Raw genomic sequence first — 17,482 nt, forward strand, 5'->3', positions numbered from 1 at the left:
CGGCCGTGCGGCCGGACACGGGGCGGTCTCCGCGGCCCTGGGGGCGCCCGGCCTCCGTCTCCTCCCTCAATCCCCGCCGCACGGGGGCGAGTCCGCCGCCGACCCGCTGCGGGTTCGCGGAGAACGGGATGAGGAACGCCTCTGGGGACGTGGAGGGGCTCGCTGGAGCGCATGGGGCTCGAACGGGCGCACTACGAGCGCCATCCGCACGAGTTCAGCGACGGACGGCGCCGGCGCATGGGCATCGCGCGGGCGCTCGCGGCGGGCCCGCGCGTGATGATGCACGTCGAGCCCGTCTCCGGGCTCGACGTCACCCCTCGGGCCCAGGTGATCGCCCCGCCGGCCGAGTTGCAGCGCGCACTCGTGCTCGCGCTGGTCGTCGTGCGCACGACCCGGCCGTCGTACGCCAGGTCAGCGACCGGGTCGCGGTCCTGCGCCGGGCCGGATCGTCGAGGAGGGCCCGGCCGAGGCGGTGTGCGAGTCCCCGCGGGACACGTACACCCGGCAGCTCCTGGCCGCCGTACCGGCCCTCGATCCCGAGGCCGCCACCCGGCGGCGGGCCGCACGGCGGGAACCGGGGAAGGCGTCTGACGCTTTGTGATCGAACGATCTCCTAGCGCGACGGAACGTCAACCGCCAGGGAAAGTTACGCCCGTTCACCCCTTTTGGTGGCGCGACGGACAACCGTCCGTCGCGCCACCGCCATGTCCGCGTACCTTCTTCCCGCTGCGAGCCGCCGGTGCGACGGCGGCTCCCCACACCGGAAGAGATCGGGGGTGTACGCGTGCGCATCGGACTGGTGACACAGGGTGGTTACCCGTATGTGAGCGGTGACGCCGGACTGTGGTGCGAGCGGCTCGTGCGCGGGCTCGCTCAGCACGAGTTCGACGTCTACGCGCTCAGCCGCAGCCGGCAGCAGGAGGACGAGGGCTGGGTCGCGCTGCCGCCGCACGTCGTCGGGGTCCGTACCGCGCCCGGCTGGACGGCCGACTACGACGGGGTGGTGTACGGGCGCCGCGCACGCCGGCGCTTCGCGGAGTGCTACGGCGAGCTGGCGGCCGTCCTGTCCACCACCGCCACCACCACCGCCACCGCCACGGCCGTCGGCGGGTCGGGGGCCACCCCGCCCGCGACCGGCGACGACGAACTCGACACCGCCGTCCAGGGGGGCGGCCCGGACGACGAGGCGGACCGTTTCGCCAGTGCGCTGTACGGGCTCGCCGAACTCGCCCGCGACGAAGGCGGACTGGTGGGGGCCCTCCGCTCGGAAGCCGCCGTCCGCGCGCTGGAGAAGGCCTGTCGTGCGCCCGGCACCCAGCGCGCGGCGCGCGAGGCCCGCGTACCGGACCTGCTCGCGGTCGCCGCGCGTCTGGAACGCGCCCTGCGCCCCCTCTCCCTCGACTGGTACGAGGACGACGGCCTCGGCGCGGCCGACGTCTGCCACGCAGCGGCCGGCGGCACGGCGGCCCTGCCCGGACTGCTCGCCCGCCACTTCCGCGGTGTCCCGCTGCTGGTCACCGAGTACGGCGTGCAGGTCCGTTCGCACTACCTCGCGGCGGGCGCCGACGGCACCGCGCCCGCCGTACGCGCCCTGCTCGCCGTCTTCCACCGCAGGCTCGCCGCCGAGGTCTACCGGCAGGCAGCCGTCGTCACCCACGGCAACGCGCACGCCCGGCGCTGGCAGGAGCGCTGCGGCGCCGACCGCACCAGGCTGCGCACGGTCCACCCCGGCATGGACGCCGCCCCCTTCGCCGAGGCCGGCGAGTCGCCCGAGGCAGCCGACCCCCTCACGCTGGTGTGGTCCGGCCGGGTCGAGCCCGCCAAGGACCTCGTGTCCCTGCTGCACGCCTTCGCGGAGGTGCGCAAGGAACAGCCGAGGGCGCGCCTGCGGATCGTGGGCGCGGCGGCCGGTCCTGAGGGGGCCGCTTACCTGGGCCATTGCCGGGCGCTGGCCGCCCAGCTCTTCCCCGACGAGGCCGAGGGACCGCACACCGTCGGCGACAACCCCGTCTCCTTCGAGGAGATCGGCGGCCCGGAGGCCCCGACGCAGGCCGCGGTGTACGCCTCGGCCGCCGTGGTCGTCCTGTCGAGCGTCGTCGAGGGCTTCCCGGTCGGCCTCGTCGAGTCCATGTTCTGCGGGCGCGCGACGGTCTCCACGGACGCCGGCGCGGTCGTGGAGGTCATCGGCGGCACGGGACTCGTCGTCCCCCCGCGCAATCCGCGGGCGCTCGCCGAGGCGTGCGTGACGCTGCTGCGCGACCCCGAGCGCCGTGCGCGCCTGGGTGCGGCCGCCCGCGCCCGCGCGCTCGAACTGTTCACCGTCGAGCAGAACATCGCGGCATTTCACGGCATTTACCTGGAGATCGTCTCGCACAGCCCGGCGCGGCACGTCCTCCTCGACGACAGCGGCGACCCCCTGCCGTTCGCCGCCCCGGCCGAGGCCCGTGTGCCCGGCCACTGGACCGGACCCGCCGCCCCCGTCGCGGCCCAGGACGCCCCCGGGCGGCCGGCCGACGCACCGCCGCATCCCACCGTCCCGGCCCTGGCAACGGCTCCGGCGACGAGCGGGCGGGAGGCCCTCCGATGAGCGGCACGGGCGAACCGGACCACCCCGGCACCCCCATCAGCCCCGGTGCCTGGGACGCGCGGTCGCTGCGGTGGCTCGACGAGACGGAGCCACGGCCGGGCGACGACGACCCCGGCGCGCCCCACCACACACCACCGGCGCACACGGCGCACACGGCCTCCGACCGCGGCGCGCCCGCGACGGCGGGCGCCGTGGGCACCGCGGGAGTGGTCACCGCCGGCCGGCGCGGTCCCGCCGACCCCGTCAAGACGCTGATGCACCGGCACCGCGAACTGTGCGAGCGGGCCGTCGACCCCCTGGAGATCGCCGCCGGTCTGGAGGCGCACGGCGTCACCGACCGGACCGCCGCCCGCTTCCGCCACCGGGACGTCTTCTCGCTCGCCGAGGAGATGTACGCGCGCATCCCCCGCGACGGAGAGGAACCCCCGCGCCCGCAGCCCGCCGCCGAAGCCCGGCCGGGCATCGACCGGGCCCTGCTCGGCCTGCTGCCCGGCGTACTGTGCGCGGCGGCCGTCGGCGGCCTGCGCCTCGCCGAGGGTCGCACGCGTTGGGTCGTGGCCGCGGCCGGCGTAGTGGCCGTGGGCCTCGCCCTGCGGGCCGCGCTGCGCCGGGGCCCGCTGAGCGCTCCACGGCGCACCTGCGGCAGCGCGCCGGCCGGTTCGCCCACGCCCGGCACGCGTGCCTGGACCTGCTGGCTCGCGGCCTACGCCCTGCTCGGCGACGGACTCCTCGCGGTGGCCGTGGAAGGCGGCCCCGACGGACTGCCCGACGGCACCGCGGGCGGCCCCTGGCCCGTGACCGCCGCGCCCGTGCTCGCCCTCACCCTGGCCTGCGCCCCGGCCCTCTGGACCGCCCGGCTCTTCGCCGCCCGCGCCCGGCGCAAGCTCTCGGCCAGCCGTGGTCTGGAGGAGTTCGCCACCTCCGTACGGCCCCTGCTGCTCGGCACCTTCGGCCTGTTCCTCTGCGTCCTCGCGGCCCTGCTCGCCGTGAGCGGCGCGGCCCTGCGCGAGTCCGCCGGCTACGCCCAGGCCCTCACGCTGGGCGCCCTGCTGCTGCTCGCCCGTCTCCTCGCCGCGCACGGAGTCACCCGTGCCCCGGCCGCCGCCCTCGCCGTCGCGGCCACGGTCGAGGCCACGGCCCTCGCCACGGTGTTCGCCGCCCGCCTCCCCGGCTGCGACGTCCTGGCCGTCCCGGTCGACAGCCTCGTGGCCGCCCTCGGCCCCGGCAGCATCCCGGCACTGGCCTGCGGAGCCGTGGCCGTCGCCCTCCTCCTCCACGCGACGCACGCACTGACCCGGGCCTCGGCCCACGCGGGAGCGGAGGGCCGGCCGTGACGGGCACACGGCCGGCCCCGCGCACCCGCGGCCGCCCACGGCACGCCCCCGGCGGGCCCCGGGCGGCGCCCGTACCCGCCGGGCGCGAGCCGCAGACAGAGGCCGGTCCTCGGGCCGGCCGCGGGCACCGGCCCCACCACCGGAGCCAACCGCACCACCCCCTGAAGGAGAAGACCAGATGACCACCTCCCGATCCGGATCATCCGGAGCATCCGGAGCCACCGGAGCGCACACCCCGGGAGCCGCCCGATGAGGGTTCTGCTGATCGGAGCCAACGGATACCTCGGCCGTTTCGTCGCCGACCGCCTGCTCGCCGACCCGGCCGTCCAGCTCACCGCGCTCGGCCGCGGCGACGACGCCGACGTCCGCTTCGACCTCGCCACGGGCAGTCCCGGCGCCCTCACCCGCTTCCTCGACGCGGTCCACCCCGGGGTCGTCGTCAACTGCGCGGGTGCCACCCGCGGCGGCGCCCGCGAACTCACCCGGCACAACACCGTCGCCGTCGCCACCGTCTGCGAGGCACTGCGGCGCAGCGGCTGCGGCGCCCGGCTGGTGCAGATCGGCTGCAGCTCCGAGTACGGCCCGAGCCAGCCCGGCTCCTCCACCGCCGAGGACGCCGTGCCCCGCCCCGGCGGCCCGTACGGCGTCAGCAAGCTCGCCGCCACCGAGCTGGTCCTGGGCTCCGGCCTGGACGCCGTCGTGCTCCGCGTCTTCTCGCCCGCCGGCCCGGGCACCCCCGCCGGCTCCCCGCTCGGCCGTCTGGCCGAGGCCATGCGCCGCGCCATGCAGTCCGGCGACGGCGAGCTCAAGCTCGGCGGACTGGGCGTCCAGCGCGACTTCGTCGACGTCCGTGACGTGGCCCGCGCCGTCCACGCCGCGTCGCTGTCCGCCGCGCAGGGCGTGATCAACATCGGCTCCGGCCGCGCCGTCCGGCTCCGCGACGCCGCCGCGGTCCTCGCCCGAGTGGCCGGATACGGCGGTGCCCTGCACGAGCTCGACGGCCCGCCCGGCGCCCACCTCAGGCCCGGCATCGGCCACCCGCGCCCCGACTCGGACCACCCGGCCCCGGTCGCGTACCCGTACCCCGACGGCTGCGGCAGCTGGCAGCAGGCCGACGTGCGCACCGCGCGCGACCGGCTCGGCTGGCGCCCCCGGATCAACCTCGAAGAATCCCTCGCCGACATCTGGATGGAGGCGGCATGTCGTATCTGATCAGCACGCCCCCGGGCATTCCACCGGGCACTTCACCGAGCACCCCGGGCACCGGCGTCCGCACCGGCCTCGGCGTGCCGGGCTGCGCCCACCCCCTGCTCGCCCCGGCCGAGTGGGGCGAGCTGTCGCGGCCCGGCGCACCCCTGCACTGGGTCGTCCTCAACGTCGCCGACGGTCCCGGCGCCCGCCCCGACCCGCACTGCCTCGAGGCGGCCGGGCGCCTGCGCAACGGGGGCGTGCGCGTCCTCGGCCATCTCGACGCCGCGCGCGGAGCCCGGCCCTTCGCCGAACTGGTCGCCGACGCGCACCGGTACCTCGAGTGGTACCGGGTCGACGGCTTCCTGCTGGACCGCTGCCCGACCGACCGCGGCGCCCTGCCCGGGACACGCCGCGTGGTCGCCACGCTCCGCGCGCTCTGTGCCCACCCCCACATCGTGCTCGGCCATGGCACCCACCCCCACCCCGGCTACGCCGAGAACGCCGACCAGTTGGTCACCTTCTCCGGCTCCTGGAGCGACTACCGCTGGTCACAGGTGGCCGAGTGGACCGCCGACCATCCGCCCGAGCGCTTCTGCCACTTCGTGCACGGCGTCCCGCGCGGGCATCTGGAGGAGGCGCTGCGGATCGCCCGCTGGCAGGGCGCGGCGACCATCTGGTTCACCGACCGCACGGACCGCGGCGGCCATGCCGACCCCTGGGAGACCATGCCCGGCTACTGGGACGAAATCGTCTCGCGGGTCGGAACGGGTGTCTCGGAATGAAAAAGGCCGTGGCAGTGTTACGTGAAGACCAACCGTAATGACTGACCGACCAACGGAGTCCCCGTGTCGCTGCCACCCCTGGTCGAGCCGGCCCCCGAGCTCACCGTAGACGAGGTCCGCAGGTACTCCCGCCACCTGATCATCCCCGACGTCGGGATGGACGGGCAGAAGCGGCTGAAGAACGCCAAGGTGCTGTGTGTGGGCGCCGGCGGCCTGGGCTCGCCGGCGCTGATGTACCTGGCCGCCGCGGGCGTGGGCACGCTCGGCATCGTGGAGTTCGACGAGGTCGACGAGTCGAACCTGCAGCGCCAGATCATCCACAGCCAGTCCGACATCGGCCGCTCCAAGGCGGAGTCCGCCCGCGACTCGGTCAAGGGCATCAACCCGTACGTGAACGTGGTCCTTCACGAGGAGCGGCTCGAGGCCGACAACGTGATGGACATCTTCAGCCAGTACGACCTGATCGTCGACGGCACGGACAACTTCGCGACCCGCTACCTGGTCAACGACGCGTGCGTGCTGCTGAACAAGCCGTACGTGTGGGGCTCGATCTACCGCTTCGACGGCCAGGCGTCCGTCTTCTGGTCCGAGCACGGCCCCTGCTACCGCTGCCTCTACCCGGAGCCCCCGCCCCCCGGCATGGTTCCCTCCTGCGCCGAGGGCGGCGTCCTGGGCGTGCTGTGCGCGTCCATCGGCTCCATCCAGGTCAACGAGGCGATCAAGCTGCTCGCCGGCATCGGTGAGCCCCTGGTCGGCCGCCTGATGATCTACGACGCCCTGGAGATGCAGTACCGCCAGGTCAAGGTCCGCAAGGACCCGAACTGCGCGGTCTGCGGCGAGAACCCGACCGTCACCGAGCTCATCGACTACGAGGCCTTCTGCGGCGTCGTCTCCGAGGAGGCCCAGGCGGCGGCCGCCGCCTCGACGATCACTCCCAAGCAGCTCAAGGAGTGGATCGACGACGGCGAGAGCATCGACATCATCGACGTCCGCGAGCCGAACGAGTACGAGATCGTCTCCATCCCGGGCGCCCGCCTGATCCCGAAGAACGAGTTCCTCATGGGCACCGCCCTGGAGAACCTGCGGCAGGACCGCAAGATCGTCCTGCACTGCAAGACGGGTGTCCGCAGTGCGGAAGTCCTCGCCGTCCTGAAGTCCGCCGGCTTCGCCGACGCCGTCCACGTCGGCGGCGGCGTCATCGGCTGGGTCAACCAGATCGAACCCCACAAGCCGGTCTACTGATCACGGCTCCCGCCGACCAGTGGGACAGAAGAAGCCCACGGCTCTGACCATCTCAGATGCCGTGGGCTTCTGTCGTTGCCGGTCGGCATCGGCTGACCTCGGACGGCCCAGGGACGGCCCCGGCAAGGGTGCGCGCGGGCCTCAAAGCCGCCGCTTGTCTCTGAGGTAGGGGACCACCGGAGAACGCGGCTCGTGGCCACGTCGGTCGTCACACTGCTCGGCCGCCCGCGTGTCGGCTCCGGCCCCTTGCTCGCCCTTCCGGGGTAATCGCAGGACAGACTCTCGACGCGCTCCGCCCCCCGAAGCCCTCGTTCCCATACGCTTTCGCCGTCACAGAACGTGAGGAACGATGTGAGAAGCGTGATCGAAGCGCTGCGTAGCACGCGGCGCCCTTTTGTGCTCGGCGCAGTGCTGACTGTCGCGCTGGTGGTGCAGTCGGCCGCACTCGTAGCCCAGCAAATGCAGATCGACAGTCTGCAGACACAGCCCATCGACTTCCAGGAACGCCTCGAGCCCGGTCCTCCCGGCCCGTCCGGGCCGGCCGGTCCTCGCGGACCCAGCGGCCCCATCGGCCCGCCGGGCAAGGACGGGAAAGACGGGAAGGACGGCAAGGACGGCAATGACGGGAAGGACGGCCAGAACGGCCAGAACGGCAAGGATGCCGTCGCTCCGGACTGTCCCCCGTCAAAATCCTGAAAAGGTGTTCGGCCACCGAGGGCGGGGAGATGCCGGCCGGCCTGAGCCCGGCGCCTCCGAGTAGCGCCTTGAGCGCTTTCATCGTCACACAGCGTGAGGAATAACGTGAGAAGCGTAAACGAGGCGTGGCGCAGCCCATGGCGCCGCCTTGTGCTCAGCGCAGTGCTGACTGTCACGATCGCCGCGCAGTCAGCACTGCTCGTCGCCCACCAACAGCGGATCGACGAACTCCGGGCACGGCGCATCGAGCTGCAGGGCGGCCCCGGCGAGCAGGGCTCCCCGGGGCCGCCCGGCCCCTCCGGTCCCTCGGGTCCGCCGGGCCCTACCGGCCCGACAGGTAAAGCGGGGCGGGACGGGAGAGACGGTCATCACGGTAGGAGAGGCCACGACGGAAGAAGGGGGAGGAAGGGCAGGCCAGGGCGCGTTGTCGCCCCGTACCGTCCTCACGAGCTCCCGGCGGCCGTGTCACGGGGAGCGGTCGGGCTCGGTGAGGGTCAGGAGCAGACCGTGCCGACGGCCGGCACCTTTCCGTCGAGCAGGTAGCGGTTCACCGCGTCCTGCACGCACTTGTTCTTGCTGTCGTACGCTCCGTGCCCCTGCCCCTTGTAGGTCAGTTCCACGCCGACACCCTTGCCCAGCGCGTCCGCCATCTTCTTCGCACCCGCGTAAGGAGTCGCCGGATCGCCGGTGTTGCCCACGACCAGGATCGGCGCCGACCCGGGCGCGCTCACGTCGGGATGGTCGGCCGCGCCCGGTACCGCCCAGTCGGTGCAGCTGAGCATGCCCCAGGCGAGGAAGTCGCCGAACAGCGGGGAGACGGCCCGGAACCCAGGCAGTTTCTGCTGGACGTAGCCGGCGGTGTATCGCTGCTTCTGGTCGGAGCAGTTGATCGCGGCGTTCGCGGCGGTGAGGTTGCTGTACTCGCCGTTGTCGCTGCGGCCGTTCATCGCGTCGGACAGCAGCATGAGGATCTTGCCGTCACCGGCGTAGGCCTGTTGCAGACCCTGGGTGAGGGCGCTCCACAGATCCTTGGAGTACAGGGCCTGCGCGATGCCGTTGGTCGCGGCGGTCTGGGTGAGCCGGCGCGGGAAGATGCCCGCGATCGGCTTGGCGTCGAGGCCCTTCAGCAGCTTGGCGATGCGCTGCTCGACGTCCTGTTGGGTGCTGCCGATCGGGCACGGGGCGCTCTTGGAGACGCAGTCCCGCGCGAAGTTGTCCAAAGCGAGCTGGAAGCCCTTGGCCTGGCCGAGCGAGCCCTGCTCGGGGTTCTGCGTGGGGTCCACGACCGCGTCCAGGACCGCACGCCCCACGTGCTGGGGGAACAAGTGGGCGTACACCCCGCCGAGTTCCGTGCCGTAGGAGATGCCGAAGTAGTACAGCTTGGGGTCGCCGAGCACCTGGCGCATCAGGTCCATGTCGCGGGCCGCGTCGGTGGTGCGCACATGGGGGAGGACCTTCGCGGAGTTCTTCTCGCACCCCGCGTTGAACTGCCTGGTGTTGTTCTGGAACCGGGTGCGCTCGGCGGCGTCGTCGGGCGTCGCGTCCTGCTGGAAGTACCGGTCGAGCTGGGCGTCGCTCTCGCACTTCACGCCCGCGCTGCGGCCCACCCCGCGCGGGTCGAAGCTCACCAGGTCGTAGCGCGTGCGCAGCTTGGCGTAGTCCTGGCCGACCGCGGGGAGGGTGCTGACGCCGGAGCCGCCGGGGCCGCCGAAGTTGAAGATCAGTGAGCCGATGCGGGCGCCGGGACCGCTCGCCCTGGCCCGGATCAGGGCGATGTCGATGGTGTCGCCGTTGGGCTTGTTCCAGTCCAGGGGCGCCTTCATGGTGGCGCACTGCCACTTGCCGCCGTTCGGCAGCGGCGACGGCGCGGGGCCGCCGCCCTCCGACGCGGAGGGGGCGGGACAGTCTTTCCAGTTGAGCTGCTGCGTCGACGGGGCCCCGCCTCCGGGACCTCCGCCGCAGCCCGCCAGCGCGGAGGACAGCAGGAGGCCGGTTGCGGTCAGGACGGCGGTGCGCAGCCCGCGGGGGTTCTGCATACCCTCATCCTCACGCCGCGGGCGGCAACTCGCGCGGGACATGGGCCGTCCGGGGTACGACCGTCTCCGGGGAGCTTGCGCCCGTGGCCTGCTCCCTACAGGGCGCCCTTGCGCGTCAGATGGTTGAAGGCCAGCCAGCCCGGCAGTACCGGCAGCCAAAGGGTCAGCAGCCGGAACATCAGCACCGCGGGAGCGGCCACCTCCTTGGGCAGGCCCACGGCGATCAGACCGACCGTGAGAGTCGCCTCGACCGCGCCCACCCCGCCCGGCGTGGGGGCGGCGGAGCCGAGCGCGTTGCCCGCCAGGAAGACGACGGCGACGCCGGCGATGCTGACCGAGGTGGAGGTGTCGCCGAACGCCCGGATCGACGCGTCCAGGCACATCACGAAGCAGAAGGTCAGCAGCAGCATCCCGCCGATGCCGGTGACCAGCTTCTGCGGCCGCTGCAGCACGTCCAGCATGCGCGGCACGACCCCCGCGAACAGCGACCGCACGCGCGTGACGACGAACTTCCGCAGGAACGGCACCGACGTGACCACCAGGACGAGCACCGCGACCGTCAGCAGGCCCGCGATGACCGTGCGGGACGGCGACAGCGACGGCGTCTTCTCGGTGCCGGTCAGATAGCCGAAGGACAGCAGCATCAGGATGTGGCAGCCCAGTCCGAACAGCTGCGAGGCCCCGACGCTCGCCACGGCCAGCCCCGGCCGCACCCCGGCCCGCTGCAGGAACCGCGTGTTCAGGGCGACCCCGCCGACCGCGGCGGGCGCCACGATCTTCACGAAGGAGCCCGCGACCTGAGCCGCCACGGTCCGCAGGAACGGCACCCGCTCCGGCACGAACCCCAGCAGGGCCATCGCCGCCGCCACATAGCTGAGCGCCGAGAACAGCACCGCGGCCACCACCCAGCCCCACTGCGCGTGGGCGAAGAGCGTGCCGAACTCGATGTGCGTGAGCTGCGTCAGCAGGTAGTACGCGCCGATGGCACCGGCCATGAAGCTGATCAGCGTGCGCGGCCGCACCCGCTCCAGCCGGGCCGGCTCGACCGGCGCCTGCGGCCTGATCCGCAGCACCTGGTGCCGGATCTGCGTGAGCAGATCCTCCTCGCGGGCCTCGTCCATGGCCTCGTCGATGGCCCGCTTCTCCGCCCGCGCCTCGGCCCGCACGGTCTTCTTGTCCGGCTTCTCCGGTACCGTCCCGGCCTCCTCGGCGGCCTGTTCCAGCCGCGCCTGCTTGGCCTGCCGGGACGCCTCCAGAACCGCCTCGCGCTCCCGGTGCGCACGCTCCCGGCCCAGCCTGCGCAGGGTCGCGCGGGTGCTGCGGGTCAGTGCGATGGGCTGGAGCATCGGCAGGCAGTCGGCGACCGCGTCGGGGCCCAGGACGCCGACCGCGGAGGACACGGACCGCTCGGCGCCCACCCTGAGGCCGAGCGTGGTCAGCAGTTGGGCGATGTCCATGCGGAGCAGCAGATCGCCGGCCGCGATCTCGCCGCCGCGCATGTCGGTGAGGATCACCCTGCCGGAACGATCCACCAGGATCGCGTCGCCCGCCAGCCTGCGGTGCGCGATGCGCCGCGACTGCAGCGCCCGCACCTGCTGCCAGGTGTGGCGCAGCAGCTCGTCGGTGATCTCCTCGTCGGCCAGCGAGTCGAGGGTGCGCCCGCCGGTGTGCTCGTAGACGAGCATCACGGCGTCGGGGCCGAGTTCGGAGGTGGCGATCAGCTTGGGCGCGTGGGCGCCGGCCGCGATGGCCGCGTAGGCGAGCAGCGCCTCCTGCTCCAGGGCCTGGCGCAGCGACTGCAGGCTGCTGCGGGTGGCGAAGCCACGCAGTGTGAGGTTGCGCCAGACGCGGTAGAAGAAGCCCTGTGCCTGCTGCTCGCGGTCGACGACCGTGACGTCCAGCGGTGGGCCGTCCTCCAGGGTGACAAAGTAGCGCCGGCCTCGGTCGCCGTTGTCGGCGGTCTCCGCGGCCTCCTCGCGGGCCGCGCTCACTGGGTGGAAGCCGACGGTCCGCAGTCCCGCCATCAGCGTCCGGCCGGTGGGGCGCACGTTCGGCGAGCCCACCGCGTACAGCGTGCCGTAGGCGACGGTCCAGCCGATGAGCACCGTCAGGATGATCGAGAACGGTGTCGTGTAGCCGGTGACCAGCATCGAGAACGCGTCGAGCAGCAGCACGATCCACAGCACCGCGCGCCACCGCGGTCTGCGGGACATGCCGACCGCCGTCATGTACGCGATGACGGGGGCGAGATAGCCGTGCACCGGGTCGGTCAGGGCGTGGACGTCGCCCGGGGAGGGCTGGGTGAGCGCCTCCTGGATCGAGTCGGGCGCGGCCTTGGCGACCCACAGGTCGGTGGCGAGTGTCACTCCGTGCGCGAGGACGGCCGCGAGCACGCCGTCGGCGATGCGCAGCCCGTCCCGTTTGATCAACCGTTCGATCGCGAACGCGACCGGCACCAGCAGGATCGCGATGCTCGACGCCAGCCCGGCGATCTTGATCAGCAGGTCGGGCGCCTGCCCGGTGCCCTTGTTGATGTCCTGTTCCAGGCCCGACGTGGTGCCGTGCGCGAACGCGGCGATCGCCAGCAGTACGACGATGCCGAGCAGGCCCACCAGCAGCCGCATCAGGTCCGAGGGACGGTGCACGCGCGCGGGGAGCAGCGGTTCGTCCCCCTCGAGTTCGTCGATGTGCGTCACATCGGCGTCCTCACGGGACCGCTTCTCCGCCCTGCCGCGGGCCTCGGGCTTCCTGCGGTCCGTCGTCTCGGACCGGGCCCCGGGCTTCCCAGGGTCCGACTCCTCGGCCCGGGGCTCCGTCCTCCCCGGGGCCGTCTCCTCGGACCGGGTCCCCGACTTCCCGCGGTCCGGCTCCCCGGCCTTCCCCCGGGCCGTCCCGCCGGGCCGGTCGCCCGTCCGCGTGCCGTCCGTGTCGCCGGTTCCCGGGCGCGACGAGACCCCAGAGGTGCCCTCCGCGTCGTCGGGGTGCACACCCTGCTGCTTCATGGTCTCTTCTTGGTCTCGTATCACCGGTCACCGCCCGCACGATGGTGGCATGCCCCACCGACACACGGGGGCATCAGGGTGCAAATGCGGGGGCGCACAGTCTGCCCGAAGCGCCGCTCCGGGGCGAAGGCCACGCACGGTAACGACCGCGTCACGGTGTCGGTGCGGTGCGGCAGGATGGGTCGGATGAGTGACGAGAGCCTTGCCGACGACGGCCCCCGGGAGCACCTGGAGGCCCTGGGCGCGCTGCCCGAGTACGCCGAGCGGGTCCTCGAGGTCGCCGAACTCATTCCACCGGGCCGCGTCATGACGTACGGGGACGTGGCCGAATGGCTGGAGGAGGGCGGACCGCGTCAGGTCGGGCGGGTGATGGCCCTCTACGGCGGACCCGTCCCGTGGTGGCGTGTGGTCCGCGCCGACGGCGTCCTGCTCCCCGGGCACGAACTGCGCGCGCTGGACCACTACCGCACCGAGGGCACGCCCCTGAAGCAGGCGGGCAGGGCGGCCGAAGGCCACGTGCCGCGCATCGACATGAAGCGGGCCCGCTGGGACGGCGGCCAACGTGCGGAGCGTCACACCTGACAGCTTCCGCCATCGGACGGGGTCGCGGGGAGCCCGTGGGCCGTACGAGGGAATCGGGGCACGTCCGCGCCATGCCGTACGTTCGTGAGCCGAGGGGCACACGGGGCCGGAGCGCCGGGAGGGAAGAAGGGGAAGCCCTGCTTCCGCGTCGGCGGTCGGCGTAGCGTCTGCTCCACGTGCCCCCCTCATCCCGCGGCCACCGCCCTTCCCATCCGGCGGCCCGGCCGCCCGTCGGCGCCGCGCGCCGGCAGTGACCGACAGCAGCCCACCCACCAGGACCGGCGAACCACGTGAGCTCCTCTTCCTCCACCAGGCGCCTGTCGCACCCCCAGGTGCGACAGGGGAACCGTGGCGCTTACCGGCTGGTGCGTACCCCACCGGCCCGACCGGACCCCCCTCGTCTTGACGCCGCACAGCGCGCCGTGGTTGACCACGAGAGAGGTCCGTTGCTCGTCCTCGCGGGGCCGGGCACCGGCAAGACCACCACGCTGGTGGAGTCCGTGGCCGCGCGCATCGCCCGTGGCGGGGACCCCGAGCGGATCCTCGTGCTGACGTTCAGCCGCAAGGCGGCCGTCGAGCTGCGCGACCGCATGGCCGAACGCACCGGTGCGGCCCGCGCGCCCCGGGCGACCACCTTCCACTCGTTCTGCTACGCCCTCGTCCGCGCCCATCAGGACAGCGAGCTGTTCGTGGAGCCGATGCGGCTGCTGTCCGGCCCCGAACAGGACGTGACCGTCCGCGACCTGCTCGCGGGCCAGGTCGACCTGGAGCGGCTGGGCCTCGCGCACGTGCGCTGGCCGGACGAACTGCGCGCCTGCCTGACCACCCGCGGCTTCGCCGACGAGGTGCGCGCGGTCCTCGCCCGCAGCCGTGAACTGGGCCTCGGCCCCGACGCCCTGGCCGCCTTCGCGCGGCGCATCGGCCGCCCCGACTGGCAGGCCGCCGCCGCGTTCCTCGCCGAGTACCTCGACGTGCTCGACCTGCAGGGCGTCCTCGACTACGCGGAACTCGTCCACCGCGCGGTGCTCCTCGCCCGCCGCCCCGAGATCGCCGGCCGCCTCGCCGCGCAGTACGACGCGGTCTACGTCGACGAGTACCAGGACACCGACCCCGCCCAGGTACGGCTGCTGCACGCCCTCGCCGGCGGCGGCCGCACCCTGCTCGCCTTCGGCGACCCCGACCAGTCGATCTACACCTTCCGGGGCGCGGACGTGAACGGCATCCTGGAGTTCCCGCAGGCCTTCCCGCGCGCGGACGGCCGCCCCGCGCCCGTGCGGGTGCTGCGCACGTCACGCCGCTCCGCCGCCGTGCCGCTGACCGCGACCCGCCTGCTGACCCAGCGGATGCCCCTCACCCGCCTCCCGGCCGACAAGGTGCGCGCCCACCGGGAGCTGACCCCGGTCCGCGACGGCGGCCGGGTCGAGGTCTGCACGTACCCGACGCCCGGCACCGAGCTGGACAACATCGCCGACATCCTGCGCCGGGCCCACCTGGAGGAGGGCGTCCCGTGGCGTGAGATGGCGGTCCTGGTCCGCGCCGGCGGCCGTACGATCCCGGCGGTCCGGCGTGCCCTCACGGCCGCCGGCGTGCCCCTGGACGTCGACGGCGACGACCTGCCGCTGCGCCACGAACCGGCGGTGGCCCCGCTGCTGACGGCACTGCGGGCGGTGGCGACCGCGGAGGCGTCGCGGCCCGCCGCCGCACCCGCATCGATACCCGGACCCGCCTCGGCGCCCGGGCCCGGGCCGGAACCGGGACTGGCACCTGAGTCTGAGTCGCCACACGAGCCCGCTCCCGACCCCGAATCCGGCCCGGAACTCGAACTGGCACCCGGGCCGGAGTCGGAACCGGAGCCGGAGCCGGAACCGGAGCCGGAGCCGGACTCGGCTCACGAGCCCGAGCCGGAGCCGGACTCGGCTCACGAGCCCGAGCCGCAACCCGAGTCCGCCTCCGACACCTGCTGGCTCGACACCGAGACCGCCCTCACCCTCCTCGCCTCCCCCCTCGCGGGCATGGACGCCGCCGATCTGCGCCGTCTGGGCCGCGCGCTGCGTGAGGAGGAGCGGGCCGCGGGCAACCTCCTGCCGGCGCCCTCGGACGAGCTGCTCACACGGGCGCTCGCGGAACCGGAGCGCCTGGTCGCGCACGACCCGGCGTACGCGCGGGGCGCCCAGCGCCTCGGCGCGCTGCTCAGGAAGGCCAGGGAGCGCCTCGCGGGCGGCGGTACGGCCGAGGAGGCGCTGTGGGACCTCTGGGAGGGCACCCCCTGGCCCGGACGCCTGGAGCGGGCAGCCCGCCGCGGAGGCGCCGCGGGACGGAACGCGGACCGGGACCTGGACGCCGTGTGCGCGCTGTTCGCGACGGCGGCCCGCGCGGAGGAGCGCACCGGCGGCCGGGGCGCCCTGAACTTCCTGGAGGAGATCGAGGCACAGGACATCGCCGCCGACACGCTGACCCGGCGCGCGGTGCGCCCCGACGCCGTACGCCTGATGACCGCGCACCGCTCCAAGGGGCTCCAGTGGCGGCTCGTGGTGGTCGCCGGCGTGCAGGAGGGCCTCTGGCCGGACCTGCGGCGCCGCGGCTCCCTGCTGGAGGCCGACCGCATCGGCCGCGACGGACTCGCCGCGCCGCTCACCCCCGGAGCGCTGCTGGCCGAGGAGCGCCGCCTGTTCTACGTGGCCGCCACGCGCGCGCGTGAGCGTCTCGTGGTGACCGCGGTGAAGGCCCCCGCCGACGACGGCGACCAGCCCTCCCGGTTCCTCACCGAACTCGGCGTCGAACCCCGGGACGTGACCGGACGCCCGCGCCGCCCGCTCGCCGTGGCGGCGCTGGTCGCCGAACTGCGCGCCACGACGGTGGACCCGCAGGTCTCCGAGACCCTCCGGGAGGCCGCCGCGCACCGGCTGGCCCGTCTCGCCGCGCTCGCCGACGAGGACGGCCGCCCGCTGGTGCCCGCCGCCCACCCCGACCGCTGGTGGGGCCTGGCCGAGCCGACCGAGAGCCGGGCGCCGCTGCGCGACCGCGACCAGCCCGTCGTGCTCTCCGGCAGCGTCCTCGACCAGCTCGCCAACACCTGTGCCCTGCAGTGGTTCCTCGGCCGCGAGGTGAAGGCCGACACGCCCGCGACCGCCGCCCAGGGCTTCGGCAACGTGGTGCACGTCCTCGCCGACGAGGTCGCCTCCGGACGGACCCCCGCCGACCTCGCGGTCCTCATGGAGCGCCTGGAGACGGTGTGGAACGCGCTCGCCTTCGACGCGCCGTGGAAGTCGGCGCAGGAGAGGGAGAACGCGCGCGTGGCGCTCGAACGCTTCCTTGAGTGGCACGTCCTGGAGCGCGCCGGCCGGACGCCGGTGGCCAGCGAGCACGACTTCGACGTGACCCTCGAGGCGGGCGAGCACCAGGTCCGTATCCGCGGCTCCATGGACCGCGTCGAGGCCGACGGCGACGGCCGCGCCTACGTCGTCGACTTCAAGACCGGCAAGCAGGCACCGACCTCCGCCGAGGTCGCCCGCCACCCGCAGCTCGCCGTCTACCAGCTCGCCGTCCGCGAAGGCGCCGTGGACGAGGTCTTCGACGGGCGGCGGCCCGAACCGGGCGGCGCCGAACTCGTGCAGCTGCGCCAGGGCGCGGCGAAACGGGACGGCGGCGAGGCCCTGCCGAAGGTGCAGGCGCAGGAGCCGCTCGAGGGCGAGTGGGTCGGCGATCTGCTGGCCACCGCCGCCGGAAAGGTCCTCGACGAACGCTTCACACCGACCGCCGGGCAGCACTGCACGCACTGCGCGTTCCGGGCCTCGTGCAGCGCGCGGCCGGAAGGACACCACGTCGTCGAGTGAGCGGGTGCCTCCGGAAGCCGTGCTTCGCCGTCCCCGAGTGAGCGGGCGCCTCCCAGAAGCCGGGTCTCGTCGTCGGCGAGTGGCCGTGCGACTCCGCGAGCCGCCGTCGCCGTCGTCGTCGAGTGGACGCTCGCGACCCCTGTGACCGACCGCACCCCACGGGGTGACCTGCGCCTCCGCGGTCCCGCGGCGGCCGC

Annotated in this window: 10 protein-coding genes and 1 pseudogene; 9 read left to right on the top strand and 2 right to left on the bottom strand. The window is 73.9% G+C overall.

The window, feature by feature from the left end:
- Positions 1-56: 56 nt before the first annotated feature.
- From ACF1A5_RS03165 to ACF1A5_RS03195, 7 genes and pseudogenes are all read left to right on the top strand, one after another.
- Positions 57-601, top strand: a pseudogene (locus ACF1A5_RS03165) (ABC transporter ATP-binding protein); the annotation flags it as partial.
- Between the two features lie 183 nt (positions 602-784).
- The gene (locus ACF1A5_RS03170; protein ID WP_392191061.1) at positions 785-2,587 is read left to right on the top strand and encodes a DUF3492 domain-containing protein; all 1,803 of its coding nucleotides are present in this window, start codon (positions 785-787) and stop codon (positions 2,585-2,587) included.
- Positions 2,584-3,921, top strand: coding sequence for a hypothetical protein (locus ACF1A5_RS03175; protein ID WP_392191062.1), 1,338 nt, complete (start codon positions 2,584-2,586; stop codon positions 3,919-3,921). Before ACF1A5_RS03170 ends, ACF1A5_RS03175 begins: the two co-directional genes overlap by 4 nt.
- 249 nt (positions 3,922-4,170) lie before the next feature.
- The gene (locus ACF1A5_RS03180; protein WP_356185861.1) at positions 4,171-5,133 is read left to right on the top strand and encodes an NAD-dependent epimerase/dehydratase family protein; all 963 of its coding nucleotides are present in this window, start codon (positions 4,171-4,173) and stop codon (positions 5,131-5,133) included.
- Complete coding sequence (locus ACF1A5_RS03185; RefSeq protein ID WP_392191063.1) at positions 5,121-5,894, top strand: spherulation-specific family 4 protein; 774 nt, start codon at positions 5,121-5,123, stop codon at positions 5,892-5,894. The genes ACF1A5_RS03180 and ACF1A5_RS03185 overlap by 13 nt, the downstream gene beginning before the upstream one ends.
- Positions 5,895-5,957: 63 nt before the next feature.
- A complete protein-coding gene (gene moeZ, locus ACF1A5_RS03190) occupies positions 5,958-7,136 on the top strand; it encodes an adenylyltransferase/sulfurtransferase MoeZ (protein ID WP_392191064.1) in 1,179 nt (392 codons plus the stop codon).
- A gap of 360 nt (positions 7,137-7,496) precedes the next feature.
- A complete protein-coding gene (locus ACF1A5_RS03195) occupies positions 7,497-7,832 on the top strand; it encodes a hypothetical protein (protein ID WP_392191065.1) in 336 nt (111 codons plus the stop codon).
- A 494-nt stretch (positions 7,833-8,326) separates the two neighbouring features.
- On the opposite strand, the gene ACF1A5_RS03200 is transcribed toward ACF1A5_RS03195, so the two are convergent.
- Complete coding sequence (locus ACF1A5_RS03200) at positions 8,327-9,868, bottom strand: alpha/beta hydrolase (protein ID WP_392191066.1); 1,542 nt, start codon at positions 9,866-9,868, stop codon at positions 8,327-8,329.
- Between the two features lie 95 nt (positions 9,869-9,963).
- The gene (locus tag ACF1A5_RS03205) at positions 9,964-12,870 is read right to left on the bottom strand and encodes a lysylphosphatidylglycerol synthase domain-containing protein (protein ID WP_392191067.1); all 2,907 of its coding nucleotides are present in this window, start codon (positions 12,868-12,870) and stop codon (positions 9,964-9,966) included.
- Between the two features lie 186 nt (positions 12,871-13,056).
- Between ACF1A5_RS03205 and ACF1A5_RS03210 the strand changes: the two genes are divergently transcribed.
- Both ACF1A5_RS03210 and ACF1A5_RS03215 read left to right on the top strand, forming a co-directional pair.
- On the top strand, positions 13,057-13,452 hold the full coding sequence (locus tag ACF1A5_RS03210) for an MGMT family protein (protein ID WP_392191068.1): 396 nt from the start codon (positions 13,057-13,059) through the stop codon (positions 13,450-13,452).
- Positions 13,453-13,742: 290 nt separating this feature from the next.
- The gene (locus ACF1A5_RS03215; protein ID WP_392191069.1) at positions 13,743-17,285 is read left to right on the top strand and encodes a UvrD-helicase domain-containing protein; all 3,543 of its coding nucleotides are present in this window, start codon (positions 13,743-13,745) and stop codon (positions 17,283-17,285) included.
- Positions 17,286-17,482: the final 197 nt, after the last annotated feature.

This window comes from Streptomyces sp. NPDC014864 (assembly GCF_043081525.1).
GTDB lineage: Bacteria > Actinomycetota > Actinomycetes > Streptomycetales > Streptomycetaceae > Streptomyces.

Bases quoted from the DNA above. Each gene is read 5' to 3' on its own strand.
- ACF1A5_RS03210 (WP_392191068.1), top strand. From the start codon at position 13,057: ATGAGTGACGAGAGCCTTGCCGACGACGGCCCCCGGGAGCACCTGGAG.
- ACF1A5_RS03175 (WP_392191062.1), top strand. From the start codon at position 2,584: ATGAGCGGCACGGGCGAACCGGACCACCCCGGCACCCCCATCAGCCCC.
- ACF1A5_RS03205 (WP_392191067.1), bottom strand. From the start codon at position 12,870: ATGAAGCAGCAGGGTGTGCACCCCGACGACGCGGAGGGCACCTCTGGG.
- ACF1A5_RS03200 (WP_392191066.1), bottom strand. From the start codon at position 9,868: ATGCAGAACCCCCGCGGGCTGCGCACCGCCGTCCTGACCGCAACCGGC.
- ACF1A5_RS03185 (WP_392191063.1), top strand. From the start codon at position 5,121: ATGTCGTATCTGATCAGCACGCCCCCGGGCATTCCACCGGGCACTTCA.
- ACF1A5_RS03180 (WP_356185861.1), top strand. From the start codon at position 4,171: ATGAGGGTTCTGCTGATCGGAGCCAACGGATACCTCGGCCGTTTCGTC.